Below are 25,119 nucleotides of genomic sequence, written 5' to 3' on the forward strand. Positions count from 1 at the left end.
ACCATACCGGTTCCAATGCTCCGGAAATTCCTGCCGACAGCACGCACTCCGCCGCCGCTCATGCCTGGACTTTCAGGCACTCGCCGGCCACGACGCCGGCTCGCCCCTGGGAAGTCGCCACCCTCTCAATGCGTCAACTCAATTCGTTCTGGTAATGATGTTCCGTCGTCACGTACCAGCCCCGGCGCACTTCCACCGGCTTGTCCCCGTAAGTGTAGGAAACGCGCTCGACGCTCAACAGCGGAAACCCCTTCGGCACCTTGAGCAGATCGGCGGTCATGTCGTCCGCGGCCACGGCGCGAACTTTTTCCACGGCGCGGATCATGCGTGTGCCGAATTCATCTTCGAACAGGCCGTACATCGGCCCCTTGTATTCATTCAACCTTTCCGCCGTCAGGCCGCGGAACAGCGCGCCCGGCAACCAGATTTCGTCGAGCACCGTGGGACGGTCCGAGAAATCCAGCATGCGGCGGATCAGAATGACGCCATCGCCCGCGCGCAAATCGAGCTGGCGCGCGATTTCCGCCGGTGCACGCATACGGCGGCACTCGATCAGGCGGCTGGGCGGGTGATGGGGTTCGCCCGAATCGGGCGCGAGTCGCAGAAACCGGAACTGCACCCGGTCCTCGTGATGGGTCGCGACAAACGTGCCGCGCCCCTGACGGCGCACAAGCAGGTTTTCTGCGGCCAGTTCGTCGATGGCTTTGCGCACCGTTCCCTGGCTCACCTTGAAACGGGCGGCCAGCTCGACTTCGCTGGGAATGATTTCGCCGGGCTTCCATTCGCCGGCTTGCAGACCCTGGGTAATGAGCCCCTTGATCTGCTGGTACAGCGGGCTGAAGGTCGGCGACGCTCCTGCCGAAGCCGCATTCTGCGGGGCCTGGGAGGCCGGTGCGGCGTCACGCGCGCTGTCCGGTCGCTGCGGAGCATCGACAGGCGTCGTGGGGTTGGATGTGTCGCGAACATTCGCATTCATGGCGGCGATTTGACCACAAATCAAGACCTTCGTCTATCGAATAACAGCAATAATCCTATGTCTTATATAAGACATAAGATACAGTTGACATTCGTTGTGGCGACTCCTACACTGGCGCGGGCTAACAGGGGCCTGCAGACGCAGCACGGCTATCTTATAAGAGAGTCCGGCGCTTCGCACTTATTCACGGCAGTCGACCCCGCAGCCCGCAAGCTTCCGTAGGTCAAGGAATTTTAGGGGCTTTGTGTGACGCGGCGCTGTCAGCCTGGCGAAAATGCCACCCGGACGGCGAGCTTACTCCGAGCTTCGCAGGAATTTGTACACGTCTGGAGAGATTCTCATGGCAAAACCCGCAATGCGTGTCGCCGTCACCGGCGCCGCTGGCCAAATCGGCTATTCCCTGCTGTTCCGCATCGCCAATGGCGACATGCTCGGCAAGGATCAGCCCGTCATCCTGCAACTGCTCGACCTCCCGCAAGCTCAAGCCGCCGTCAAGGGCGTTGTGATGGAGCTGGAAGACTGCGCATTCCCGCTGCTCGCCGGCGTGGTTGTGACCGACGACCCCAAGGTCGCCTTCAAGGATGCCGACGTCGCCCTGCTGGTGGGTGCCCGTCCGCGCTCGAAGGGCATGGAGCGCAAAGATCTGCTCGAAGCCAACGGCGCAATCTTCACGGTGCAGGGCAAGGCCCTGGATGAAGTCGCCAAGCGTGACGTCAAGGTGCTGGTCGTCGGCAACCCGGCCAACACCAACGCCTATATCGCCATGAAGTCGGCACCGAACCTGCCGAAGGAAAACTTCACCGCGATGCTGCGCCTGGACCACAATCGCGCCCTGTCGCAACTCGCCGCCAAGACCGGCAAGCCGGTCGCGAGCATCGAGAAGCTGGCCGTGTGGGGCAACCACTCGCCGACGATGTACGCCGACTACCGCTTCGCCACGATCGACGGCCAGAGCGTCAAGTCGATGATCAACGACGACGTGTGGAACAACGACGTGTTCCTGCCCACGGTTGGCAAGCGCGGCGCCGCCATCATCGAAGCCCGCGGCCTGTCGTCGGCCGCTTCGGCGGCCAACGCGGCCATCGACCACATCCATGACTGGGTGCTGGGCTCGAACGGCAAGTGGGTCACGATGGGTATCCCGTCGGACGGCTCGTACGGCATTCCGCAAGACGTGATCTACGGCGTGCCGGTGATCTGCGAAAACGGCAAGTACAAGCGCGTGGAAGGCCTCGAGATCGACGCTTACTCGCGCGAAAAGATGAACTTCACGCTCAACGAACTCGAAGAAGAGCGCGCTGGCGTGGCACATCTGCTGGGCTAATCCCCCAGGGACTCGACCCCGGACGGCGTCATGAGCGTCGTCGGGGGCCGAAACTGCGCCGGCGGCTTACCCCCACTGCCGGCGCAACTCCCGCGATCGACGGAACGGCTCTAACGTCCGCAGCCCAGTGACGACATTTTGCGCAACGGTCCGCGCCATCTATCGCGCTATGACCCCGGCACGACGTCACGCAACACCGAGCGATTTCTTGGCCAAGCCAATGCCACGCCTGACTGCCGTGCCCCGCGCGCCATACCGGGCGACCGGTGAGCGCGCAATGTCCGCAGCGAGCGCGCCGCATGGTTCCCGGCGTTGGCTTCGCCAAGCATCCCGCCCGACACCCGTCATGTCCTCGCTCGACAACGGTTTCACGCGCGAGCGCCGTCCGGCCCCGCGCCCTCTCGAATTCCGCACTGCAACACCCCGCTCAGCGACGCCGGTCCGTACCGCCGACGCCGATGGCGCTTCGCACGAAGGAATTGAAAAAATTTGTATGGTGACGCCGACCAACGCAAACTTCGTACGATAATCTGCGTTTTTGTCGCACCTTACCTATTGTTTGGAGATTCACCATGAAGAAGCTTTGCCTGACCGTGTTGGTCGCCCTCTGCTCTGCCGCCGTTGTGCCTGCCGCGTTTGCCGCTGAACCGGCCAGCCATACTGCGGCCAAGAAGGCCGCACCGAAGAAGAAGCTGAAGCGGGCGCCCGCCAAGAAGAAGGCGACCGTCGCCGCTGCGCCGGTGCAACCGGTGGACGGTTCGGAACTCTGGAGCTGCAAGGAAAACGAGAAGCTCTTTATCAAGGGCGACATGAAGCGCGACCAGGTGCTCACCATGTTCTGGGAAGGCCGCAACTACAAGCTGCCGCGTCAACAGACGACGACCGGCGCAGACCGTTTCTACGACGCCGCCAGCGGTTTGGATCTGGTGGTGATTCCGGCCAAGGCCATGCTGTTTACGCACCGTGATGGCGGCAGCCGACTGGCCGACGAGTGTTTGACGCGCGAAATGGCGGAGCACGACAAGCTCGCCCCGACGCAATCGGTTCAACTGATCAATGTGACCAACTGAGCCACGCTCGGTTGACATCGATCGCTCGAGGCGCCGGCCGCTTTCCTGTTGCCGCCTCGGCATGACATGCAGTCCCCGGCGTACGGGTTACGCCGGTCGCTCGCCGTACCGGCATCGCAGGGGCGCCCACGCCGGCGCCCCTGCGATGCCGGGCTTCATTGAATGGCATTACCACCGCTTCGTTTTTCTGTATCACTCAAGGAAAGATCATGGCCCACAACCTCCACAAAACGCTTAAAGAGTTCAAGCTCGGCGGCAACAAGAAAGGCAAGTTCTACTCGCTGCCCCAACTGGGTAAAGCCCTGGGTGTGAACGTCGAACGCCTGCCGGTGTCGATCCGCATCGTGCTCGAGTCGGTGCTGCGCAATTGCGACGGCAAGAAGGTCACCGAGGCGCACGTCCAGCAGCTGGCCAACTGGAAGCCGAATGCCGAGCGCGTCGACGAAATCCCGTTCGTCGTGGCACGCGTCGTGCTGCAGGATTTCACGGGCGTGCCGCTGCTGGCCGACCTGGCCGCCATGCGTAACGTTGCCGAGCGCCAGGGCAAGAACCCGAAGCGCATCGAGCCGCTCGTGCCGGTGGATCTGGTGGTTGACCACTCGGTCACGATCGATCACTTCCGCGAGAAGAAGGCGCTCGACTTGAACATGAAGCTGGAATTCCAGCGCAACAACGAACGCTATCAGTTCATGAAGTGGGGGATGCAGGCGTTCGACACATTCGGCGTCGTGCAACCGGGCTATGGCATCGTGCACCAGGTGAACCTGGAGTACCTCGCACGTGGCGTGCACAAGAAGGACCACGTGTTCTACCCGGACACCCTGGTCGGTACCGACAGCCACACGACCATGATCAACGGTATCGGCGTGGTGGGCTGGGGGGTGGGCGGCATCGAGGCGGAAGCCGGCATGCTGGGTCAACCGGTGTACTTCCTCACGCCTGACGTTGTCGGTGTGGAGCTGACGGGCCGTCTGCGCGAAGGCGTGACCGCCACCGATCTGGTGCTGACGATCACGGAAATGCTGCGCCGCGAGAAGGTCGTCGGCAAGTTCGTCGAATTCTTCGGCGAAGGCACGACGAGCCTGGCGCTGCCGGACCGCGCCACCATCGCCAATATGGCGCCGGAATATGGTGCCACGATGGGCTTCTTCCCGGTCGACGAAAAGACGATCGACTACTTCAAGGGCACGGGGCGCACGAAGTCGGAAATCGACGCCTTCGAATCGTACTTCAAGGCCCAGAAGCTGTTCGGCATTCCGAAGAAGAACGACATCGACTACACGAAGACGCTCTCGCTGGATCTGGGCACGGTTGCACCGTCGCTGGCCGGTCCGAAGCGTCCGCAGGACCGCATCGAAATCGGCAACGTGAAGTCGACGTTCAAGGACCTGTTCACGAAGCCGGTCGCCGAGAACGGTTTCAACAAGACCGAAGCGCAGTTCGACACGACCTACAAGACCGCCGGCGGCATCGACGTGAACAACGGCGACGTGCTGATCGCGGCGATCACGTCATGCACGAACACGTCGAACCCGAGCGTGCTGCTCGCTGCCGGCCTGCTGGCCAAGAAGGCGGTGGAAGCCGGCCTGAAGGTCGCACCGCACATCAAGACGTCGCTCGCCCCGGGAAGCCGCGTGGTGACCGAGTACCTCGAAGCGGCCGGCCTGCTGCCGTACCTCGAGAAGTTGGGCTTTGGCGTGGCGGCCTACGGCTGCACGACCTGTATCGGTAACGCTGGCGATCTGACGGCCGAGCTGAACGACGTGATCGTGAAGAACGACATGGTCGCTGCCGCCGTACTGTCGGGCAACCGTAACTTCGAAGCGCGCATTCACCCGAACATCCGCGCCAACTTCCTGGCGTCGCCGCCGCTGGTCGTGGCCTACGCCATCGCCGGCAACGTCACGCGCGACCTGATGACCGAGCCGGTCGGCAAGGGCCGTGGCGGAAAGGAGATCTTCCTGGGCGACATTTGGCCGACCAGCGAAGAAGTCCAGAAGCTGATGAAGTTCGCGATGAACGCGAAGACCTTCAAGGCGAACTACGACACGGTGAAGGACCCGAGCCCGCTGTGGGCCAAGGTCAAGGGTTCGAAGGGCCAGGTCTACGATTGGCCGGGTTCGACGTACATCGCCGAGCCGCCGTTCTTCGAAGGCTTCACGATGGAGCCGAATGCCGACATCAAGCCGATCCATGGCGCGCGCGCGCTGGGCGTGTTCGGCGATTCGGTCACGACCGACCACATCAGCCCGGCCGGCTCCATCAAGGAAAGCTCGCCGGCAGGCAAGTGGCTGCTCGAAAACGGCGTGCTCAAGGCCGATTTCAACAGCTACGGCTCGCGTCGTGGTAACCATGAAGTGATGATGCGCGGCACGTTCGCCAACGTGCGTATCAAGAACCTGATGATCCCGGTGCAGGCCGACGGCTCGCGCGTGGAAGGCGGCCTGACGATTCACCAGCCGAGCGGCGAACAGTTGTCGATCTACGACGCTGCGATGAAGTATGTCGGCGAGAACACCCCGACGGTGGTGTTCGGTGGCGAAGAGTACGGCACGGGTTCGTCGCGTGACTGGGCGGCCAAGGGCACGCAACTGCTGGGTGTGAAGGCGGTCATCGCGCGCTCGTTCGAGCGTATTCACCGCTCGAACCTGGTCGGCATGGGCGTGCTGCCTCTGCAGTTCAAGGGGTCGGACAGCGCCCAGTCGCTGGGCATCACGGGCGAAGAAACGTATGACATCGAAGGTCTGTCGGCCGATATCAAGCCGCAACAGGACGTCACGCTGGTGATCCATCGCAAGAACGGCGACACGCAGAAGGTGCAAGTCCTGCTGCGTATCGACACGCCGATCGAAGTCGATTACTACAAGCATGGCGGCATTCTGCCGTTCGTGCTGCGTCAGTTGCTGGCTGCTGCCTGATCAGCCACGCTGTCGTGACCCACGCTGCCGGGTGACGATTCGTTGCCCCGCAGTCCGCAAAACCCGGCCCCGTGCCGGGTTTTGTCTTGTTGGGGGGATGTGTCGCTGTCATGTCCGAAAATGACTAGCACCTCATGCGCCTCGCGCGTAGAGTGGCAGGCATAGTCTCTGACCTCGTGCCGCCGGACCCACGCCGCCCCATGTCCATGACCCTCGACCCCGAAGTCTGCTACAAGGCCGTCTCCGCCCGCGACCGGCGCTTCGACGGCTGGTTCTTCGTCGGCGTGTCATCGACCGGCATCTACTGCCGGCCGGTGTGCAACGTGCGCACGCCCCGCTTTGAAAATTGCTCGTTCCATGGCAGCGCCGCCGCCGCAGAGAAGGCTGGCTTTCGTCCGTGCCTGAAATGCCGTCCCGAACTCGCGCCCGGCCTCGCCCGTTTCGACGCCACCCGCGAACTCGCCGACGCCGCGGCCGCCATGATTGACGAAGGCTTCCTCAATCACGCCAGCCTCCCTGCCCTCGCGGACCGAATCGGCATCACCGAACGTCACCTGCGCCGCATCTTCGCTGACGAATTCGGCGTCTCCCCCGTGGAGTACGCGCAGACGCAACGACTCCTGCTCGCCAAACGTCTGCTGACCGATACGGCCATGCCCGTCACCGACGTTGCGCTCGCCGCCGGCTTTGGCAGCGTTCGGCGCTTCAACGGACTCTTCAAGACCCGCTACGGCTTCCCCCCCGGCCGGCTCCGCCTGAACGCCCACCACGACGCCCTGCGCGGCAGCGATCTCGTGTTCCAGCTCGCGTATCGTCCGCCCTTCGCCTGGCACGCCCTGCTCGACTTTCTCGGCGAGCGCGCCATCGAAGGGGTCGAGCGACGCGATAACGACGTCTACACCCGTACGCTGAGCCTTGAACAGCCCGACGGACAGACGATCACGGGCTGGTGTCGCGTCACCCCACTGCCGGATCGCCATGCGCTTCAGGTGACATTGCCGCCCACGCTGGCCGGCAGCGTGCCGCAGGTGCTGGCCAAGCTTCGACATTTGTTCGATCTCGGCGCGCGTCCGGACGTGATCGACGCGCACCTCGGGCCACTCGCCGCGGCGACGCCCGGCCTGCGCGTGCCGGGGGCGGTCGACGGTTTCGAGATCGCCGTGCGCGCCATCGTCGGCCAGCAGATCACCGTCAAAGGTGCGCGACGCTTGCTCGGCCGGCTCGCGCAACGCTTCGGCACGCCACTGCCCGCCCCCGCGCACGGGCTGACGCATACGTTTCCAAGTGCCGCGCAACTCCTCGCCGTCGCCCCCGACGCCCTCGGCGAAGCCGGTATCATTCGAAGTCGTATCGCCGCCATTCACGGGGTCGCACAAGCGATGGTCAACGGCCGCTTGCGGCTGGATCCCCTGGTACCGCTGGACGCCACGCTCGACGGTTTGCTCGCGATCAAGGGCATTGGCCCCTGGACGGCGCAGTACATCGCAATGCGCGCGCTCGGCTCGCCCGATGCGATGCCCGTCGACGATCTGGTCCTGCGTCAGGCACTGGGCGCAGCCGATGGCCGTGCGGTCGCTGCGCGGGCGGCACAATGGGCGCCATGGCGGGCGTATGCCGCGCTGCACGTCTGGCGCGCGGCAGCACAGGGACCGGCGGGCCAGCCGGTCGAGACTTTGCAGGAGGTGTGCGCATGACCCACTACGAAACGTATTACGACAGCCCGCTGGGTGACATGCTGCTCGTCGCCAACGGCGACGCCCTCACCGGCGTGTATTTTTCGCATCAGAAGTATTTTCCGCAAGCGGGCGACACGCGCCGCGATGGCGCCGACGTCGCGGTCCTGCGTGACGCGAAGCGCCAGCTCGACGAGTATTTTCACGAAGGACGACGCACCTTCGATCTGGCGCTGGCGGCGCACGGCACGCCGTTTCAGCAAGGCGTCTGGGCCGAACTGCAACGCATTCCGTTTGGCGAGACGCGCAGCTACGGCGACCTAGCGCACGCGTTGGGCGACCTCAACAAATCGCGCGCGGTCGGTGCCGCGAACGGCCGAAATCCGATCGCGATCATCGTGCCCTGCCACCGCGTGATCGGCGCAGACGGCACCCTCACCGGCTACGCCAGCGGCGTCGAGCGCAAGCTTGCCTTGCTCTCGCTGGAAGGGGCCGCGCTGGCCCCGGTGACAGGCGCCACCCAGATGGCCACGCGTCGAACCCGACTCTCGGCGCCCGCCAATCTCGCGTTCGATTTCTGACGGCCCGGGGCGCCAAGGCCGCGCCATATCGTCATTTTCAGGGCCGGCACGATGCAATAGGTGCGCGCGTCCCATCAATCGCGTTCACGCATGCCGTACAATCGTGAGTCCATGTATTTCTGCTTTGCACGACTATGCGCTCACGCACCGCCAAACGACTGACGCCCGACGCTGAAAAGCTGGTCGGCCATGCGCTCGCGCTCGCTGCCTCCGGCAGCCGTATCGAAGACCGCTTCTGGGAGGCCCAGCTCGACACGTTGCTCACGCGCGTGCTGCGCACCGGTAACCAACCGGCCATCGACGCCGCCCTCGACCATCTTCAGGCCAACCACAGCGAGGCCTATGGCGCGCTCGCCGATCTGATCGAGTCGCAAAGCGAATCCGCCGAACCGGAAGCCGAAGGTCAGGTGTGGGACGGTCTGCTCGTCGCCATCCCCATCCTCGCCTGGACCCGTTACGCGATTCCCTCGGGGCCGGTGAAAGCCGACGCGCTCATGCCCGTTCGCGCGCATCTGCACGCTCACGTGCTGGCCGAACCGGCGCGCGTGACCATTTCGCCGTATCTCTACAGCATCGACCAACTGCCGCGCACGCACTGCGAGTCGTGGAAGGTCACACAGCAATTGGTACGCGCGGCGGTCGAGAACACCGAAGTCAAGCAACCCGGCAGCGACCTGCCGGAAACGGCCCCGATTCTCGCCGACCCGCGCTTCCTGCTCGCGGCCGTCAGCGTACCCAAGGGCGCGCCGATGTTCCGCTGGCAGGAAGAAGGGGCACGCCACGCCGAACGCGGCCAATGCCAGGAGGCATGGTCGACGCAGGGCGGCCCGAACCTCAATGCGCTGCTACCCGGCTGCGAAATCGAGTGCCTGCTGCCCGACGCCTATTATGCGAGCTGCCGCGAAGCCGACGAGCGCATCCGGCCCCACACGATCCGCACGGCGCTGCGCTATCTCGAAGACGTGCTCACCCTCACGCCGGCCGAGTTGCGTGCCGTGGTGGCGGGCTTCGGCGAGCAGAACATTGACGAGTACCGCATCGGCTTCACGCAGCGGGGCAGCAACGACGTCATCTATGGGGTCGTGTGGCCGCTCTACGGTCGCGAGAATGGCGAGATCGAAGGCGGCGCGCTCGAGGAAGTCGCCGATCTGCTCAAGGCCTGCGGTGTGACCGAGATTCGCAAGCACCCGGGGCGCTTCGATCCGGAGTATTGCGACGATTGCGGCGTGCCGCTGTATCCGGATCCGGTGGGCGAAATCGTGCATGCGGAAATGCCGGAGGACGCCGAACCGAGCCGTCCGCATTTCCACTGATCGGCGGCGCGTCGAAGCGACGCGCGACGACAGCAAGACAATGGCCGTGCCTGATCAGTGCACGGCCATTTTATTTGGGCGACGCGTTCGGCGTGCTCCACTTGTCACCCGGCGCCGATGGCAACGACGACGGCAACGTCACGACACATCGATGCAGCCCATGTCCCGATGCCAGATACTTGCGCTCGAACGGCGTCATGGGAGCGACGCCCCCCTCAGGCGTCCAGACCTCCACGGCCGGGCGCACACCGCTGAGCCACTCGACGGCCAACGCCATTTCCTCGATGTAGAGATCCCAGTTGCTGCGGCACTCCAGCACGCCGCCGAGCGCCACCACCGTGGGAAACACCGCGTGAGCATGCCAGCGTTGGGCGAGTTGGCCGATCTTCGGCCACGGGTTCGGATAGAGAAGGTAATGACGTGCCGGGCGAATGCCGGCCTCGAACAGTTGCCGCCAGAAGTCGACCAGATCGGCCCGCACCCACACGAAGTTCTCGGGCCACGCCCCGCCCCACCAATCCTTGCCGCGCACGATGCGGCTCTCCGATTGATCGATGCCAATGACGAAGTGATCGGGAAACTGCGTGGCCAGCCGCAACGTGCTTTCGCCGACACCGCATCCTGCATCGATGATCAGCGGTGCGGCGCCGGCGCTGCGCCACGCGACGATGGCGGCCTCGAACGCCCCCGCGCTATAGGCGGCGAGCGGCTTGCGAAAGACCGCGTCGCGATGACGTCTGACGAGCGCCGCCAGTCTGTCGTGCGGGCCGGTTTGAGCACTGGCCACGGTGCGTGAATTTGCGAACATGCTGAAATGAAGAAACGCGGGGCGAACGAAAGGCGTGCCTGCCGCATGCGCGAGGTTTTCTGCGCGGCGACGCGTCGGTCAGGCCCGCATTGTAGCGCTCTGTAACTTTCGCGGTCAGTCCTGTTACGTCCGAGGGCTTACCCGGCGGGCGTCAGCGACCTTTTTTCGGTTAAGATGGGAGCCGCTTGGCCGTTGTCTATCATAATGCGGTCAAGCCTCTTCGCGAGCGGCGCGTGCCGAAGACGCCTACGATGGGTCATCGCATGCCCGCATTGCTCTGCAATGCCTTAGCGCCCCCGAGAATACTTCAAGCAATGTCAAATCGATTTTTTCAACGCGCCGCCGGCGTCGTGATGCGCGCCGCGCGACAGGTCGTCGCAGCCGCACAGGCAGCACCCATCGCATCCGTCGCGTCCGTCGGGTCCGTCGCTGTCCCTCTTTGCCTGTGCGCCGTTGCGGCCCCGGCACAGGCCTTCACCCTTGAACAACATCGCGCGCTGGTCGAGCAGTTCGTCAACACGCGTCACGCCGATCCGCTGGTGGCCGATTGCGCCGCGCACGCCAGTTTCGTCGTTGCCACGCTGCCCGGATACGAGAGCGTCGAGTATGCCGAGAACGCGCTCGATGCGGAGCACGCCAAGGTCTTGCCGTGGTCAGGGCCATTTGACGACCACAAGCAACGTGTGGACGTCACGCAGATGGTCGAACTCGACGGCATCGGCAAGCGCACCAGCGGCCAAACGGACAACATCCATATTCGCTGCGGCTACGCCGACGGTCGCATGATGGGCTTCAACTATACGTCGCCGCTGTCACAGGTCGAACAGCCGGTGACGCGTGCCAAACGCGGCAGCTCGCACGGCAAGGTGAAGCACGCGGCCGCGAAATCGGGCCGGCATGGCACCTCGTCCAAGGCGTCGCGCGGCAAGTCGTCGGCGAAGTCGAGCAGCACCAAGAAGACCGCGACGAAAAAGAAATCGCACTGAGCGCCGGGTGACGGTCGGCGCTCGCGCTGACCGTCCCTCCCCTCTCACGCGTTATCGGCCTGCATCTGTGCCCAGATCGCGGCAAGCATCGACGCGCCCAACGCGGCGCTTCGCGCGCCGCTCCACCCGACGTGCGGATCGGGACGGTTCGCGTTGTCCTTGAACGGCATCTCGAGCGTGAGCGACAGGCAGCCGAACCGATGGGCGACCCACTTCGACGCGAGCTTGAGCGCGTCCGGCCCGTGTTTGCCCGGCGGATAGCCGAACCTGTCCTGGAAATCGAGGCTCGCCGCCTTCAGGCGCTCGCCGAAGGCCTTCTCGCGGGCGAGTGTCTCGTCGGTCGCCCATTCCACGCCGTCGTTGCCCGCCAGGAATACGTAGGGCAGCGCCTCGTCGCCGTGAATGTCGAAGAACATGTCGCAGCCGAGCGTCTCGATGGCTGCGCGCACGTGATACACCTCGGGGCTGCGCATCGGGTCCGGCGCCAGCCACTCGCGATTGAGATTCGCGCCCACCGCATTGGTCCGCAGATGGCCGCGCGCCGAGCCGTCCGGATTCATGTTCGGCACGATATGCAGCACCGCTTCGTCGAGCACCGCCGTGGCGAGCGGGTCGCCCGCCCAGTCGCCCGCCCCGAGCAGGCGGCGCAAGAGCCCTTCCACGAACCACTCCGCCATCGTCTCGCCGGGATGCTGACGCGCGATCACCCAGAGATTGCGCTTGCCCGCGCGCGGTTCGCCCACGGTGAGCAACGTCATATCCCGCCCGTCGACGGTCTGCCCCAACGAGCGCGAACTCACCCTCGGCGAGTTCTGCGCCGTGCCGAGCAGTGCCAGGTGACGCTCCTCGGCATACGGCTCGAAATACGCGAGATACACGCTGTCGTGCGCCGGCGTGAACGACACCGTCATGACCTTCGCGTCGTACGAGGTCGGCACGCGGAACCAGTTCACGCGATCGTACGACGCCACCGCGCGGTAGTTCTCCCAACCGCGCGGATACGAGGTTTGCCCCGCGTTATCGAACACGATTCGGCACGGCGTACCACCCACCCCCTGCACACGGAAATGGAACCACTGCGCAAATTCGGCGGCACCGTCCCGGGCAATGCGCACGTGAATGTCGTCGGCACGCTCGGCACTCACCACTTCGATGGCGCCGCTATCGAACTTGCTGCTGATCTGGACGGTCATGACTTGTCTCGCTGGCGGAAATCAGAAACCCCGGGACACTTGCCCAGGGTCGAAGGCTCACGAACCTCAGGCCACGCGACGGCGGAAGACCCAAAGCGCATCGTTCGAAACCGTGTGGTCGAATGCGTAGCCTTCGCTGTCGAAGGCCTTGAGCTGCTGCACGTCGGTCACGCCGCGCTCGATGGCGTAACGCGCCATCAGGCCGCGCGCGCGCTTGGCATAGAAGCTGATGATCTTGTACTTGCCGCTCTTCCAGTCCTCGAACACCGGCGTGATCACCGGCGCCGCCACCAGACGGCGCTTGATGACCTTGAAATACTCTTCGGACGCCAGGTTCACGAGCACGCGACGCGTCTCGGCGTGCTCCGCGAGCGACGCGTTGATCGTCTGCGTCACACGCTCGCCCCAGAACGCGTACAAATCACGCCCGCGCTTATTGGCAAAGCGCGTGCCCATCTCCAGGCGATAGGGCTGCAGCAGATCGAGCGGGCGCAGCACGCCGTACAGGCCCGACAGAATGCGCAGATGTTTCTGGGCGAAGTCGAGCTGCGTGGCGCTCAGGGTGCGGGCCGCGAGGCCCTCGTAGACGTCACCGTTGAAGGCAAGCACGGCCTGCTTGGCATTGCTCGTGTCGAAGCGGGCGTTCCAGTCGGCGTAGCGGGTGACGTTCAGCGCGGCAAGTTGATCGGAAATGCTCATGAGCGAGCCCACCTGTGCCGGGCTCAGTTCGCGCAGACCGTCGATCAGTTCGGCCGCGTCGTCGACGAACTGTGGCACGGTGTGCGTGCTCACGTGCGGCGGCGTTTCGTAGTCGAGTGATTTGGCCGGCGAGAGAACAATTATCATATCGGGTGCAGCGTCCCTGCGAAAACGAGAAACCGACATTCTATCCAATGCTTCAGAACGCTGTTGCCACGCCCGCCGAACGGGCCTTCGCCGAGCATCTCGATACGCTCGCCACGCCACCGCGCGTGGTGCTCGACACCAATGTCTGGATCGACCTGCTCGTCTTTGACGACCCCATTGTGCGAGCACTGCGCGATGCCCTCGTCGAGCGCCGCCTCACGGCGCTCATGGCGTCGCGCTGCCGTGACGAACTCGCCGTGGTGCTTACTTATCCGCAATTCGCGTCGCGCGAAATCGACAACGACGCCGCGCTCGCCTGGGTCGACGCCAACACGCATCGCATTGTCGTGCCGGAAGACGCCACGCCGGGCGCCCCGCTGCCGTTGTGCCGCGACCGCGACGATCAGAAATTCCTCGAGGCCGCACGCGACGGTCATGCACACTGGCTCGTCAGCAAGGACAAAGCAGTGCTTAAGCTGCGCAGCCGGGTGGCACGCCAGTTCGGCTTTCGCATCGTGACGGCGAGCGCGTTCGCGTCGCTGCTCAACGCGAACGGGTAATGTCCGAAAGTCCGATCGGAATCGGCGGACGCGTGGCCGCGGCATGTCCGAAAACGCGGCCCAACCTCCAGCATCGCCCGCAGGCCGGGCGCAGCGGCGGTAGAATGGCGGCCTGATCACTGCATCGTCCACTGCCTACATGAACGCGCCCCACACCGCATCTGTCGCGCCCGCCGCTCAGGCGTTGGTCGCCCCGCCGCTTGCGTCACGTCTGCCGAACGTCGGCACCACCATTTTCACCGTGATGTCGGCGCTCGCCGCCGAGAAGCAGGCGGTGAACCTCGGGCAGGGCTTCCCCGATTTCGCGTGCGATCCGAAGATCGTCGATGCCGTCTCGCGCGCGATGCACGACGGTCACAACCAGTACCCGCCGATGGCTGGCGTACCGGCACTGCGTCAGGCGATCGCCGACAAGATCGGCAAGCTGTACGGGCAGCATTACGACTGGAACACGGAAATCACGGTGACGGCCGGTGCCACCCAGGCCCTGCTCACGGCCATTCTCGCGTGCGTGCATCCGGGCGACGAGGTGATCGTGTTCGAGCCGACGTATGACAGTTACGTGCCCTCGATCGAGCTGGCCGGTGGCAAGCCGGTGTTCATCACGCTCGACGCACCCGAGTTTCGCATTCCGTTCGACAAGCTTGCGGCGGCGATCACGCCGCGCACGCGTCTCATCCTGTTCAACACGCCGCACAATCCCAGCGGCACCGTGTGGCACGAACACGATCTCGCGAAGCTCGCCGAGATCGTGGCCGGCACCGACATCCTGCTGATCTCGGACGAGGTCTACGAACACATGGTGTACGACGGCAAGCGGCATGAGAGTGTGGCGCGCCATCCCGAACTCGCGCGCCGCAGCTTCATCGTGTCGAGCTTCGGCAAGACGTATCACGTGACCGGCTGGAAGGTCGGATTCGTGGCGGCGCCGGCGTCACTCTCGGCCGAATTCCGCAAGGTGCATCAGTTCAACGTGTTCACGGTCAACACGCCAATGCAGGTCGGTCTGGCCGACTACATGCGCGACCCCGCGCCCTACCTCGAACTTGCGGGCTTCTACCAGAAGAAGCGCGACCTGTTCCGCGAAGGGCTTGCGGGCACGCGCTTCAAGCTGCTGCCGTGCGAAGGCACTTACTTCCAGTGCGTGGATTACAGCGCGATCAGCGATATGAGCGAAGCCGACTTCGCGCTGTGGCTGACCGGCGAGATCGGCGTGGCAGCGATTCCCGTCTCGGCGTTCTACCATGAGCCGCATGAATCCGGTGTGGTGCGCTTTTGCTTCGCCAAGCGGGACGACACGCTGCGCGAGGCGCTGGCACGACTCGCCAAGATCTGACGCGGACCGCGTCAGCAAGACGCAAAAAGGGCTGAGTCCTGTGCAGTACAGAACCCAGCCCACAATGGCATAACTTTCCCGTCCAACTTTACGGGGTCAGTTCAGATCTTTTTCAAATCGCGGCCCTTTCGTTTTTGCCTGGGCGCGTGATGCGCAGCGGTGGCAGGCTCGGCGGAATTACCCCGCCTTCTTTGCCTGCTGTGCCTGCTGGTACGCCTTCTGCTCGGCGCGCATGCGCTGGAACGATTCGCGTTCGGCGAGCCCCTTGCCATATGCCTTCCAGTCGATGCCGGCCGCTTGCAGGAAATCCTCCCCATACACGGCTTGCGTGGCCATCCCCAGGATCGGCAGATGGATGCCCGCGGCGACGTCGGCCATCGAGAAGGTATCGCCGGCAAGGTAAGGCGCAAACTTCGCCAGCCGCTTGAACGCCACGATGTTGCGGCGCAGCAGCTTCTCGGTGCGTTGACGCGTGCCATCCGAGGCCGTCGCGCCAAAGAACGCCTGCCCGTAGATGTCGCGCACAACCAGCTCCAGGTGCAACTCCACCATCGTGAGCAGTTCGCGCTCCTTCGCCTGCCGCCACGGATCTTTCGAGAAAAGCGCGGGCGACGGATGCGTCGCTTCGAGGAAATCGCAGATCACCTGCGACTCGGACAGGAACCCTTGTTCCGTTTCCAGATACGGCACCTTGCCGAGCGGCGAGCATTGCAGCAGCGACTCATCCTGGCAGGGAATCGACTCCGACTCCTCGAATGCCAAGCCCTTCTCGTACAGTACTACCTTGACCTTGTTGTAATAGTTGCTGATGGGAAAACCGTACAGCTTCAACATGATGTCTCCGATGCGTCACGGCTAGCGCCTCGGTTGTGGCCGAGGCCGCGGCACGTGTGCAGTGTCATGATGCGTCCCTGGTGCGCTGCCGCCGATGGAGCGGTAGCGCGTCGTTGTCGGCCGATCGCGCGACGGTGGTGCGACGGTTGCAGCATCGTTGTCGATCCACACGCTCTTCGCGTCATGCAGCGAGAGCCACGGGGGTCAACCTTGGCGATGCGTGCCGCCGACGCGACTGGCGGCCACCCGCAGTGTAACGGCATCGCACGATCGGTCGTGAGACACGCATACGGGAAGATGTCCCGAAATCTGCCTCTCGGCCCAACGGCAGGTCCAAGAACGGTCCGATGCACTACGCCCCCGGCCGACCGCCCAGCGGAACAAGCGCTGGCAGCCGCGGCAAGATCGGCGACAATAGCGCCAACGCGTGATGGGCACCGGTTTGCATCGCTCGGCGAGTCGTCAGGAAATTCATTTCCAGTCCGACCGGTCGGACGATAGAATGTTGCATCCCCTGCGTGCCAGCGCCGGGCGCGCCCATCGCGCGACGCCGATCGACGACCATCGACCCCCATTTCGAGACACTCCGAATGACTGCATCCTCCTCCCAGGCCTGCGCGAACGCCCCCGGCAAGACTATCGACGTGCTGGGTATCGTCGGCGCCGGCGCCATGGGCCGTGGCATCGCCCAGATCGCCGCGCAGGCTGGCCTGCGCGTGAAACTTTACGACACCAACGCCAGCGCCGTGCAAGCCGCACTGGGCACCCTGCGCGACACGCTCGACAAGCTCGCCGCGAAGGGCAAGATCGAGGCGTCGAGTGTCGAGGCGACGATGGGCCGTCTGCAGGCATGCAGCGTCCTTGAGGATCTGGCCGATTGCCAACTCGTGGTCGAAGCCATTATCGAAAAACTCGACATCAAGCGCGATCTGTTCCGCTCGCTAGAGGGCATCGTCGCGGCAGACGCGATTCTCGCGTCGAACACGTCGTCGCTATCGATCACCGCGATCGCCGCCGCGTGCGAGCGCCCGGAGCGCGTGGCCGGCTACCACTTCTTCAACCCGGTACCGCTCATGAAGGTGGTGGAGGTGATCGACGGCCTGCGCACCGCCCCCGAAGTCGGCGATGCGCTGCTCGCGCTGGGTCAGCGCATGGGGCACACGGCCGTGCGCTGCAAGGACATGCCGGGCTTCATCGTCAACCACGCCGGGCGCGGCATGAACACCGAAGGCCTGCGCGTGGCGAGTGAAGGTGTGGCGAGCTTTGCTGACATCGACCGCATCCTGCGCGAGCAGGCAGGCTTTCGCCTCGGCACGTTCGAGCTGCTCGATCTCACGGCGCTCGACGTCTCGCACCCGGTGATGGAATCGATCTACCACCAGTTCTACGAAGAAGCCCGCTTCCGTCCGTCGCCGATCACGGCGGTACGCTTCGCGGGCGGCCTGCTGGGCCGCAAGGTTGGCGAAGGCTTCTATCGCTATGTCGACGGCAAACAGCAAGTGCCGCCTGAAGCCCCGGCGCCCGACACCCTGCCCGCCAGCGTCTGGGTGAGCCGGGCCGATACGCGCGGCTTCGCGGCCGTGGTCGAACTGCTCGGCGCGACGGGCGTGACCCTCGAAAGCGGCGACAAGCCGTCGGCAACGGCGCTGATCGTTGTCACGCCGCTCGGCCTCGACGCCACGACCTGCGCCGTTGAACAGGGACTCGACGCGGCGCGCACGGTGGCCGTCGACACGCTGCTGCCGCTCGCCGGCGCGAAGCGCCACACGCTGATGACCACGCCGATCACGACACCCGAAGCACGCAACGCCGCACACGCCCTGTTTGCGCACGGCGGCACACCCGTGACGGTGATTCGCGACTCGGCGGGCTTCGTCGCACAGCGCGTGATCGCCACCATCGTGAACATCGGCGCCGACATCGCGCAGCAACGCATCGCGGCACCCGGCGACATCGATCGCGCCGTGACGCTGGGCCTGGGCTACGCCAAAGGGCCGCTCGCACTCGGCGATGCCGTCGGCGCACGCCAACTGCTCACCGTGCTGCGCAATCTGCAATCATTCTATGGCGATCAGCGCTATCGTCCGTCGCCGTGGCTCACGCGCCGCGCGCAACTGGGCGTGTCGCTGCTGACCGAAGAACAGTGATCTGGAGACTCGCCACATGAGCGCCGAACTGCTTGCCGAACGCGTTGACCACACGCTGGTGCTGACGCTGTCGAACCCGGGGGCGCGCAATGCGCTGCACCCCGACATGTACGCCGCCGGGGTCGAAGCGCTGAGCACGGCCGAGCGCGATCCGTCCGTGCGCGCCGTGGTGCTCACCGGCGCCGACAACTTCTTTTGCGCGGGCGGCAACCTGAACCGGCTGCTGGAGAATCGTCAGAAGGACCCATCGGTACAGGCGGCAAGCATCGACGCGCTCGCTGAATGGATCGAGGCGCTGCGTGCGTGTCCGAAGCCGGTCATCGCGGCCGTCGAGGGCGCCGCCGCCGGGGCGGGCTTCTCGCTCGCGCTCGCGTGCGACCTGCTCGTCGCGGCCGACAACGCCAAGTTCGTGATGGCCTACGTCAAAGTCGGCCTCACGCCCGATGGCGGCGGCTCGTGGTTCCTCTCGCAAGCCCTGCCCCGCCCGCTCGCCACCGAGATCCTGCTCGAAGGCAAGCCGGTCGCGGCGGCACGCCTGGCCGCGGCCGGTCTCGTCAACCGCGTGGTCGCGCCGGGACAAGCCCGTGCCGAGGCGCTGAACTGGGCGACCGATCTCGCGCAGCTCTCGCCGAACGCCGTCGGCCGAATCAAGTCGCTCATTGAAAGCGGCGCCCGGGAGACGCTCACCTCGCAGTTGGGCGCCGAGCGCGATAGCTTCGTCGCATCGCTTCACCATGCGGACGGTCTGGAAGGAATCAGTGCCTTCCTTGAGAAACGTCCGGCAAAATACGCCTGATGGCTTGACCGACCGCGCACGAACTTTGAACGCGCGCGGTCGGTCAAGGCCTTGCCGCAGCGCCCCGTTAGACTGCCGGCGCCCCTCTCAGGAGAGTTACCGAATGCGCGACTCACTCGGCCAATCCGGCGCCGCCGCCGGTCCCTTGGCATTTACGCCGCCACAGCGCCGCCGCATCTATCTGATGCGTCATGGCGACGTCACCTACTTCGACGACAGCGGCAAGCCTATCGACGCCGACGCCGTCGCGCTCAACGAGCTGGGGCGCTCGCAAGCCAGCGCCGCCGGACGCGCCTTTGCCGCCGAGAACATCCGCTTCGATCGCGTGATCGTGAGCGGCCTGCCGCGCACCCGCGAGACGGCCGAGCGCGTGCTGGCCGAGACCGGGCAACAGATCGACATCGAGACGTGGACGTGCTGGCAGGAAAGTCGCGCCGGCAACATTGCCGACCTGCCGCCGGGCGAGATCGCGCAGGCGTTTCTCGGCGCGTTCGACGGCCTCGTGCCCGAGAGCACCCGCTTCATGAACGGCGAGTCGGTGCGCGAGTTGCTCGACCGCGTGGTGCCGCCGCTGGCGGAGCTGCGCGCCGATACGTCGTGGGATACGGTGCTGCTGGTGTTGCACGGCGGCGTGAATCGGGCGATTCTCTCGCATGCCATGCATCCGCTCGGACGCCTCTTCCTGGGCCAGCTCGCTCAGACCCCTGCCTGCATCAACGCGCTCGACGTGGGCGACAAGCCCGAAGACTGGGTCGTGCGCCTGATGAACTTTGCGCCGCCGCAAGTGCTGCATCGCGATAACCGGCTGACCGTCATGGAAAAGATCTTCGCGTCGTTTGTGCGCACGCGAGCCCGAGAATAAGCTCGTCAGGCCATCGCGCGACGTGAAGCGTCCGCGCACGCAATACGCAACAAGCAACAAGCAACAAGCAACGCAGTCGAAACTGTCGAAATCGTCACGAACAACGTAGCACCGGGAATGCAGGAGACAGCATGGCCGAGGAGCTCGCGCAGGACTATTCCACATTTGCCGGCGAACGCGCACTGGACGCGCGCGCGCCCTTTGATACCGCTGCGCTCGAAGGCTGGCTCGCCGCGCATGTCGACGGCTTCGTCGGGCCGCTAACGATCACGCAATTCAACGGCGGCCAATCCAACCCGACTTATCGCCTGACGACCCCCGACGCCGCCTACGTGCTCCGCACCAAGCCCGCACCGGCCGCCAAACTGCTCCCGTCCGCCCACGCCATCGAGCGCGAATATCGTGTGATGGATGCCCTCGCCGGCACCGATGTCCCCGTCGCCCGCATGCGGGGCCTGTGCATGGACGAAAGCGTGATCGGGCTGGCGTTCTATGTCATGGACTTCGTGCCGGGGCGCGTGTTGTGGGACCCCTCGCTGCCCGGCATGACACCGGCCGAGCGCGGTGCCATCTACGACGAGATGAACCGCGTCATCTCGGCCCTGCACCGGGTCGACTACGCGGCCATCGGCCTTGCGTCCTACGGCAAGCCTGGCGGCTACATCGCTCGACAGATCGCCCGGTGGAGCCAGCAATACCGCGCCTCACAGACGCAGACGATCGACGCGATGGACCGTCTCATCGAGTGGCTGCCCGCGCATTTGCCGTCGGGCGTGCCCGAGCGCACCAGCATCGTGCACGGCGACTTCCGCCTCGACAATCTGATCTTCCATCCGAGCGAGCCGCGCGTACTCGCCGTGCTCGACTGGGAACTGTCGACGCTCGGCGACCCGCTCGCCGACTTCAGTTATCACTGCATGGCATGGCACGTCACCCCCGGCGTGTTTCGCGGCATTGCCGGCCTCGACTGGGCCTCCCTCGGCATACCGGACGAAAACGCCTACGTCGCCCGCTACAGCGAGCGCACGGGGATTGCCCGGCCCGCGCAGTGGTATTTCTATCTCGCGTATAACATGTTCCGTATCGCCGCAATTCTGCAAGGCATCATGAAGCGCGTCGCCGACGGCACGGCGGTCAGCCAGCAGGCGCTCGATGCCGGCCAGCGCGCGCGGCCGATGGCGGAACTCGCCTGGATGTACGCGCAGCGCAGCACAGCCCCCGCGCAGTGCGGGTCCCGGGATCTCGATCACGCAGGCAGTCACGGAACGCAGACCTCATGAATTTCACCTACAGCCCGAAAGTCGAGGCATTGCGCGAGCGCCTCACCGCATTCTTCGACGAGCACATTTTCCCGAACGAGCGTCACTATCTCGACGCGATCGAGGTCGCGCGGCGCCAAGGCGACGCATGGCAGCCGTCGCCGGTCATCGAACGCCTCAAGCCGCTCGCGCAGCAGGCCGGGCTGTGGAACCTGTTCCTGCCCGACTCGGGGCGCGGCGCGGGCCTGACCAACGTCGAATACGCACCGCTGTGCGAGATCATGGGACAGGTCCCGTGGGCGCCGGAAGTCTTCAATTGCAACGCCCCCGACACCGGCAACATGGAAACGCTCGAGCGCTACGCGACCGACGCGCAAAAGGCGCAATGGCTCGAACCGCTGCTGCGCGGCGAGATCCGCTCCGCCTTTCTGATGACGGAGCCGGACGTGGCGTCGTCCGACGCCACCAACGTCCAGTGCCGCATTCGCCGCGACGGCGACGACTACGTCATCAATGGCCGCAAGTGGTGGTCGACCGGCGCGGGCGACCCACGTTGCGCCGTCTACATCGTGATGGGCAAGACCGATCCGGAGGCGCCGAAGCATGCCCAACAGTCGATGATTCTCGTGCCGGCCGACGCCAAGGGCGTGACGCGCGTGCGCCCGCTCACCGTCTTCGGCTACGACGACGCCCCGCACGGCCATATGGAAATCGTGCTCGATGACGTGCGTGTGCCGGCCAGCAGTCTCCTGCTCGGCGAGGGACGCGGCTTCGAGATCGCGCAGGGGCGTCTCGGCCCGGGGCGTATCCACCATTGCATGCGGCTCATCGGGCTGGCCGAGCGTGCGCTTTCGTTGATGTGCCAGCGTACGCTCTCACGGGTCGCGTTCGGCAAGCCGATCGCAGCGCAGGGCGTCACGCGCGAGCGCATCGCCGAAGCCCGGTGTTTGATCGAACAGGCGCGCCTGCTCACGCTCAAGGCCGCCTATATGATGGATACCGTCGGCAACAAGGCGGCGCGGGCCGAGATCGCCATGATCAAGGTCGTGGCGCCGACCATGGCGTGCCAGGTGCTCGACTGGGCGATGCAGGCCCATGGCGCGGCGGGGCTCTCGGGCGACTTCCCGCTGGCCTACGCGTACGCGAGTGCGCGCACGTTGCGCTTCGCGGACGGCCCCGACGAAGTCCATCGCAACGCCATTGCCAAGCTGGAACTGGCGCGCTACGCGAGCGTGCCGAGCGCCCCCGGCGCCCCGTCGTCGACCGACACCCCAACAAGGAGCCACAATTGATTCAACTCTATTCCTGGGCCACGCCCAACGGCCACAAGGTCCACATCATGCTCGAAGAGTGCGGGTTGCCCTACCACGCACATGCCGTCGATATCGGGGCGGGCGACCAGTTCAAGGACGCCTTCCTCGCCATCTCGCCGAACAACAAGATTCCGGCCATCGTCGACGAGGACGGGCCGGACGGCAAGCCGATCTCGCTGTTCGAGTCGGGAGCGATCCTGCTGTATCTGGCGGGCAAGACCGGGCGCTTCCTGCCCGAGGATGTGCGCGGCAAGTACGAGACGCTCGAATGGCTGATGTTCCAGATGGGGGGCGTGGGGCCGATGCTCGGTCAGGCGCACCATTTTCGGATCTACGCGCCCGAGAAAATCGATTACGCGATCAAGCGCTACACCAATGAGGCCCGGCGTCTGTACGGCGTGCTCGACAAGCGGCTCGGCCATCACCCGTACGTGGCGGGCGACATGTACACGATTGCGGATATTGCCATCTGGCCGTGGCTGCGCTCGTGGAAGAATCAAGGTGTGGTGATGTCGGACTTCCCCAATGTGCAGCGCTGGTTCGACGCCATCGAGGCCCGCCCGGCCGTGCAGCGCGGCATCAAGGTGCTGGCCGACGCGCGCAAGCCGCTTCAGGACGCCAAGGCCCGCGAGATACTGTTCGGCGCGACACAATACGCGCGCCATTAGGCCGCGGGGCGAGCGGTGGCGGTCCGGCGGGGCGTAGCGCGAAGTGGTTGACACTTCGCAACAGACTGCGGTTTCGCCGCGACGCTGGCGGTGCTAATCTAGGCGCATTACGCTCGATGCGTAGGCGCGTCGCAGACGCCGAACACGTACCTGCAGACGTTTTTCAAACGTCTGCGACGCGGCTGGCCGCCGTCGTCCCCTTGCAGTTCGCAGTCCCTCGCCGCTGGCTTTTGGAAGATCCGGGAGATCCACATATGTCAGGCAAGTTCGAACTCAAGCGCAGTCCCAACGGTGAATTCCACTTTCACCTGATGGCCGACAGCGGGCACATTATCCTTTCGTCCGAGACATACAAGGCGCGCGCCTCTGCGCAGAACGGCATCGAGTCCGTTCGCAAGAATTCGGCCGAGGACCACCGTTTCGAGCGCAAGACGTCGACGTCCGGCCGCCCGTATTTCGTGCTCAAGGCGCGCAATGGCGAGATCATCGGCCAAAGCCAGATGTTCTCGAGCGCCGAGCAGATGGAAGACGGCATCTCGCAGGTCAAACGCGATGCCCCGGCGGCCTCGGTGAGCGATCTGTCACATTGAGTCCGCCGCGGCAGGCCGACGCGAGCGCCGGGGAGCCCGATGCTCGCGTGACTCAGTCGCCGCGCTTCAAATAGAGCCCGGTTCCGCGGAATCGGCACACTTCTTCGCCATGCTGATTCGTTGCCGTCCAGAGCTGGCGCACGATGCCCCGATCGGGACGGCTTTTCGACGCGCGCACTTCCAGCGTGCTGCTCGTGACCGTGATCGTGTCTCCCGGACGCACCGGTTTGAGCCACTCAATCTGCTCGACACCCGGCGACCCCATGCTCGACGAGCGCGAGAGCAGTTGGTCGACGTTCATCCGCATCATGATGCTGCACGTGTGCCAGCCGCTGGCCACCAGCCCACCGAAATGCGACTCGCGCCCGGCCGCTTCATCGATGTGAAACGGCTGGGGATCGAATTGCCGCGCAAAACGCACGATCTCGTCCGCCGTGAACGTGTATTCGCCCAGATCGAAGGTGTCACCCACCGTGAAGTCTTCGAAGTAGTACTCGAGAGTTGCCATCGCTAGCTCCCGCATGCGGCGTGCTGGCGTCATCCGCCAGACGGTTACGGGCTTTACTGCAACGTATCCTTGAAGCCGTCGGGAATCGGCAGCGGCATGACGTCGATGCCCTCTTCCGCCAGCGCTTCGCTCTCTTCGCGCGACACCGTGCCGCGAATATTGCGCTCCGGGGCTTCCGCGTAGTGAATCTTGCGGGCTTCCTCGGCAAACTGGCTGCCCACGTCTTCCGTGTTCGCCATGACGTGACGCACCGCCTTCATCCAGAGCGTCTGCAGCTCGCTTTTCGCCTTGGCGACGTCCCGCGAGGCCGTGTCGCCTGGCGGTCGCGCGGCCGGCGCGCCTTCGGCACGCAACGTCGCCCCCGACAGATTCAGGCGCGGCGCAGACGGCATGCGGGCAATCTGCGCGTCGCCGCAGACGGGGCATGTCACCAGCCCCCGCGCTTGCTGCGACAGGTAATCGTCCTCCGAGCCGAACCAGCCCTCGAAGGTGTGCTCGTGTGCACAACGCAAGTCAAAAACCTTCATGACGCAATGGATGTATCCCGACCCCGTGGGT

General features: G+C 64.9%; 23 protein-coding genes. 16 read left to right on the top strand and 7 right to left on the bottom strand.

Translation table 11 applies throughout. The annotated features are described in order from the left end of the window. Positions 1–133: 133 nt before the first annotated feature. A complete protein-coding gene (locus PCE31107_RS11460; protein ID WP_150608554.1) occupies positions 134–976 on the bottom strand; it encodes a UTRA domain-containing protein in 843 nt (280 codons plus the stop codon). Between the two features lie 340 nt (positions 977–1,316). Here PCE31107_RS11460 and PCE31107_RS11465 point away from each other — a divergent pair, with 340 nt between their 5' ends. The 6 genes from PCE31107_RS11465 (at position 1,317) to PCE31107_RS11490 (ending at position 9,855) form a co-directional block, all read left to right on the top strand. Then, positions 1,317–2,300 carry a malate dehydrogenase gene (locus PCE31107_RS11465; RefSeq protein ID WP_026131780.1) on the top strand — a complete coding sequence of 328 codons (984 nt, stop codon included), beginning with the start codon at positions 1,317–1,319 and terminating at the stop codon, positions 2,298–2,300. A 572-nt stretch (positions 2,301–2,872) separates the two neighbouring features. After that, a complete protein-coding gene (locus PCE31107_RS11470) occupies positions 2,873–3,370 on the top strand; it encodes a hypothetical protein (RefSeq protein WP_130025609.1) in 498 nt (165 codons plus the stop codon). A 209-nt stretch (positions 3,371–3,579) separates the two neighbouring features. Continuing rightward, the gene (acnA, locus tag PCE31107_RS11475; protein WP_150608556.1) at positions 3,580–6,288 is read left to right on the top strand and encodes an aconitate hydratase AcnA; all 2,709 of its coding nucleotides are present in this window, start codon (positions 3,580–3,582) and stop codon (positions 6,286–6,288) included. Positions 6,289–6,494: 206 nt separating this feature from the next. After that, entirely contained in the window at positions 6,495–7,982 is a 1,488-nt protein-coding gene (locus tag PCE31107_RS11480) for a DNA-3-methyladenine glycosylase 2 family protein (protein ID WP_150608775.1), read from the top strand. Next, on the top strand, positions 7,979–8,542 hold the full coding sequence (locus tag PCE31107_RS11485) for a methylated-DNA--[protein]-cysteine S-methyltransferase (RefSeq protein ID WP_130025607.1): 564 nt from the start codon (positions 7,979–7,981) through the stop codon (positions 8,540–8,542). Before PCE31107_RS11480 ends, PCE31107_RS11485 begins: the two co-directional genes overlap by 4 nt. A 134-nt stretch (positions 8,543–8,676) precedes the next feature. Beyond that, positions 8,677–9,855, top strand: coding sequence for a DUF2863 family protein (locus PCE31107_RS11490; protein WP_017233045.1), 1,179 nt, complete (start codon positions 8,677–8,679; stop codon positions 9,853–9,855). A gap of 70 nt (positions 9,856–9,925) precedes the next feature. On the opposite strand, the gene trmB is transcribed toward PCE31107_RS11490, so the two are convergent. Continuing rightward, complete coding sequence (gene trmB, locus PCE31107_RS11495) at positions 9,926–10,663, bottom strand: tRNA (guanine(46)-N(7))-methyltransferase TrmB (RefSeq protein WP_150608558.1); 738 nt, start codon at positions 10,661–10,663, stop codon at positions 9,926–9,928. 314 nt (positions 10,664–10,977) lie between these two features. On the opposite strand from trmB, the gene PCE31107_RS11500 reads away from it, so the two are divergent. Then, a complete protein-coding gene (locus PCE31107_RS11500) occupies positions 10,978–11,649 on the top strand; it encodes a BspC domain-containing protein (RefSeq protein ID WP_150608561.1) in 672 nt (223 codons plus the stop codon). A 44-nt stretch (positions 11,650–11,693) separates the two neighbouring features. Here the strand turns inward: PCE31107_RS11500 and PCE31107_RS11505 are convergent, their stop codons facing one another. Beyond that, positions 11,694–12,842: a M14 family metallopeptidase gene (locus PCE31107_RS11505; protein ID WP_150608562.1), complete on the bottom strand. Its 1,149-nt coding sequence runs from the start codon at positions 12,840–12,842 to the stop codon at positions 11,694–11,696. A 66-nt stretch (positions 12,843–12,908) separates the two neighbouring features. Beyond that, positions 12,909–13,688 (bottom strand): peroxide stress protein YaaA, encoded by a 780-nt coding sequence (gene yaaA, locus PCE31107_RS11510; RefSeq protein ID WP_130025604.1) that lies wholly within the window; start codon positions 13,686–13,688, stop codon positions 12,909–12,911. Positions 13,689–13,735: 47 nt separating this feature from the next. Between yaaA and PCE31107_RS11515 the strand changes: the two genes are divergently transcribed. After that, positions 13,736–14,248: a putative toxin-antitoxin system toxin component, PIN family gene (locus tag PCE31107_RS11515; protein WP_130025603.1), complete on the top strand. Its 513-nt coding sequence runs from the start codon at positions 13,736–13,738 to the stop codon at positions 14,246–14,248. 139 nt (positions 14,249–14,387) lie between these two features. Then, positions 14,388–15,584: a pyridoxal phosphate-dependent aminotransferase gene (locus PCE31107_RS11520; RefSeq protein WP_246181808.1), complete on the top strand. Its 1,197-nt coding sequence runs from the start codon at positions 14,388–14,390 to the stop codon at positions 15,582–15,584. Positions 15,585–15,761: 177 nt separating this feature from the next. Here PCE31107_RS11520 and PCE31107_RS11525 read toward each other — a convergent pair whose 3' ends face one another. After that, positions 15,762–16,418 carry a glutathione S-transferase family protein gene (locus PCE31107_RS11525; RefSeq protein ID WP_130025602.1) on the bottom strand — a complete coding sequence of 219 codons (657 nt, stop codon included), beginning with the start codon at positions 16,416–16,418 and terminating at the stop codon, positions 15,762–15,764. Positions 16,419–17,008: 590 nt separating this feature from the next. On the opposite strand from PCE31107_RS11525, the gene PCE31107_RS11530 reads away from it, so the two are divergent. The 7 genes from PCE31107_RS11530 (at position 17,009) to PCE31107_RS11560 (ending at position 24,053) form a co-directional block, all read left to right on the top strand. Beyond that, a complete protein-coding gene (locus tag PCE31107_RS11530) occupies positions 17,009–18,565 on the top strand; it encodes a 3-hydroxyacyl-CoA dehydrogenase (RefSeq protein ID WP_150608564.1) in 1,557 nt (518 codons plus the stop codon). A gap of 16 nt (positions 18,566–18,581) precedes the next feature. Further along, positions 18,582–19,361 carry an oxepin-CoA hydrolase, alternative type gene (locus PCE31107_RS11535; protein ID WP_130025600.1) on the top strand — a complete coding sequence of 260 codons (780 nt, stop codon included), beginning with the start codon at positions 18,582–18,584 and terminating at the stop codon, positions 19,359–19,361. Between the two features lie 145 nt (positions 19,362–19,506). After that, positions 19,507–20,223 carry a histidine phosphatase family protein gene (locus tag PCE31107_RS11540; RefSeq protein ID WP_174966647.1) on the top strand — a complete coding sequence of 239 codons (717 nt, stop codon included), beginning with the start codon at positions 19,507–19,509 and terminating at the stop codon, positions 20,221–20,223. A gap of 131 nt (positions 20,224–20,354) precedes the next feature. Beyond that, on the top strand, positions 20,355–21,503 hold the full coding sequence (locus PCE31107_RS11545) for a phosphotransferase (RefSeq protein ID WP_150608568.1): 1,149 nt from the start codon (positions 20,355–20,357) through the stop codon (positions 21,501–21,503). Continuing rightward, on the top strand, positions 21,500–22,774 hold the full coding sequence (locus PCE31107_RS11550; RefSeq protein ID WP_150608570.1) for an acyl-CoA dehydrogenase family protein: 1,275 nt from the start codon (positions 21,500–21,502) through the stop codon (positions 22,772–22,774). Before PCE31107_RS11545 ends, PCE31107_RS11550 begins: the two co-directional genes overlap by 4 nt. Continuing rightward, on the top strand, positions 22,771–23,463 hold the full coding sequence (locus PCE31107_RS11555) for a glutathione S-transferase C-terminal domain-containing protein (RefSeq protein WP_130025596.1): 693 nt from the start codon (positions 22,771–22,773) through the stop codon (positions 23,461–23,463). The genes PCE31107_RS11550 and PCE31107_RS11555 overlap by 4 nt, the downstream gene beginning before the upstream one ends. A gap of 254 nt (positions 23,464–23,717) precedes the next feature. Continuing rightward, positions 23,718–24,053 carry a YegP family protein gene (locus PCE31107_RS11560; protein ID WP_130025595.1) on the top strand — a complete coding sequence of 112 codons (336 nt, stop codon included), beginning with the start codon at positions 23,718–23,720 and terminating at the stop codon, positions 24,051–24,053. Positions 24,054–24,105: 52 nt separating this feature from the next. Here PCE31107_RS11560 and PCE31107_RS11565 read toward each other — a convergent pair whose 3' ends face one another. Both PCE31107_RS11565 and PCE31107_RS11570 read right to left on the bottom strand, forming a co-directional pair. Further along, entirely contained in the window at positions 24,106–24,561 is a 456-nt protein-coding gene (locus PCE31107_RS11565; protein WP_150608572.1) for a MaoC family dehydratase, read from the bottom strand. A gap of 53 nt (positions 24,562–24,614) precedes the next feature. Continuing rightward, positions 24,615–25,088: a DUF1178 family protein gene (locus PCE31107_RS11570; RefSeq protein ID WP_150608574.1), complete on the bottom strand. Its 474-nt coding sequence runs from the start codon at positions 25,086–25,088 to the stop codon at positions 24,615–24,617. Positions 25,089–25,119 lie beyond the last annotated feature (31 nt).

Source organism: Pandoraea cepalis (assembly GCF_902459625.1).
GTDB classification, from domain to species: Bacteria; Pseudomonadota; Gammaproteobacteria; order Burkholderiales; family Burkholderiaceae; genus Pandoraea; species Pandoraea cepalis.

Coding starts and splice junctions, on each gene's coding strand:
- PCE31107_RS11545 (WP_150608568.1), top strand. CDS start 20,355: ATGGCCGAGGAGCTCGCGCAGGACTATTCCACATTTGCCGGCGAACGC.
- PCE31107_RS11565 (WP_150608572.1), bottom strand. CDS start 24,561: ATGGCAACTCTCGAGTACTACTTCGAAGACTTCACGGTGGGTGACACC.
- PCE31107_RS11515 (WP_130025603.1), top strand. CDS start 13,736: ATGCTTCAGAACGCTGTTGCCACGCCCGCCGAACGGGCCTTCGCCGAG.
- PCE31107_RS11560 (WP_130025595.1), top strand. CDS start 23,718: ATGTCAGGCAAGTTCGAACTCAAGCGCAGTCCCAACGGTGAATTCCAC.
- PCE31107_RS11500 (WP_150608561.1), top strand. CDS start 10,978: ATGTCAAATCGATTTTTTCAACGCGCCGCCGGCGTCGTGATGCGCGCC.
- PCE31107_RS11460 (WP_150608554.1), bottom strand. CDS start 976: ATGAATGCGAATGTTCGCGACACATCCAACCCCACGACGCCTGTCGAT.
- PCE31107_RS11470 (WP_130025609.1), top strand. CDS start 2,873: ATGAAGAAGCTTTGCCTGACCGTGTTGGTCGCCCTCTGCTCTGCCGCC.
- PCE31107_RS11480 (WP_150608775.1), top strand. CDS start 6,495: ATGACCCTCGACCCCGAAGTCTGCTACAAGGCCGTCTCCGCCCGCGAC.
- PCE31107_RS11505 (WP_150608562.1), bottom strand. CDS start 12,842: ATGACCGTCCAGATCAGCAGCAAGTTCGATAGCGGCGCCATCGAAGTG.
- yaaA (WP_130025604.1), bottom strand. CDS start 13,688: ATGATAATTGTTCTCTCGCCGGCCAAATCACTCGACTACGAAACGCCG.
- trmB (WP_150608558.1), bottom strand. CDS start 10,663: ATGTTCGCAAATTCACGCACCGTGGCCAGTGCTCAAACCGGCCCGCAC.
- PCE31107_RS11520 (WP_246181808.1), top strand. CDS start 14,388: ATGAACGCGCCCCACACCGCATCTGTCGCGCCCGCCGCTCAGGCGTTG.
- PCE31107_RS11525 (WP_130025602.1), bottom strand. CDS start 16,418: ATGTTGAAGCTGTACGGTTTTCCCATCAGCAACTATTACAACAAGGTC.
- PCE31107_RS11550 (WP_150608570.1), top strand. CDS start 21,500: ATGAATTTCACCTACAGCCCGAAAGTCGAGGCATTGCGCGAGCGCCTC.
- PCE31107_RS11570 (WP_150608574.1), bottom strand. CDS start 25,088: ATGAAGGTTTTTGACTTGCGTTGTGCACACGAGCACACCTTCGAGGGC.
- PCE31107_RS11485 (WP_130025607.1), top strand. CDS start 7,979: ATGACCCACTACGAAACGTATTACGACAGCCCGCTGGGTGACATGCTG.
- PCE31107_RS11490 (WP_017233045.1), top strand. CDS start 8,677: ATGCGCTCACGCACCGCCAAACGACTGACGCCCGACGCTGAAAAGCTG.
- acnA (WP_150608556.1), top strand. CDS start 3,580: ATGGCCCACAACCTCCACAAAACGCTTAAAGAGTTCAAGCTCGGCGGC.
- PCE31107_RS11530 (WP_150608564.1), top strand. CDS start 17,009: ATGACTGCATCCTCCTCCCAGGCCTGCGCGAACGCCCCCGGCAAGACT.
- PCE31107_RS11535 (WP_130025600.1), top strand. CDS start 18,582: ATGAGCGCCGAACTGCTTGCCGAACGCGTTGACCACACGCTGGTGCTG.
- PCE31107_RS11465 (WP_026131780.1), top strand. CDS start 1,317: ATGGCAAAACCCGCAATGCGTGTCGCCGTCACCGGCGCCGCTGGCCAA.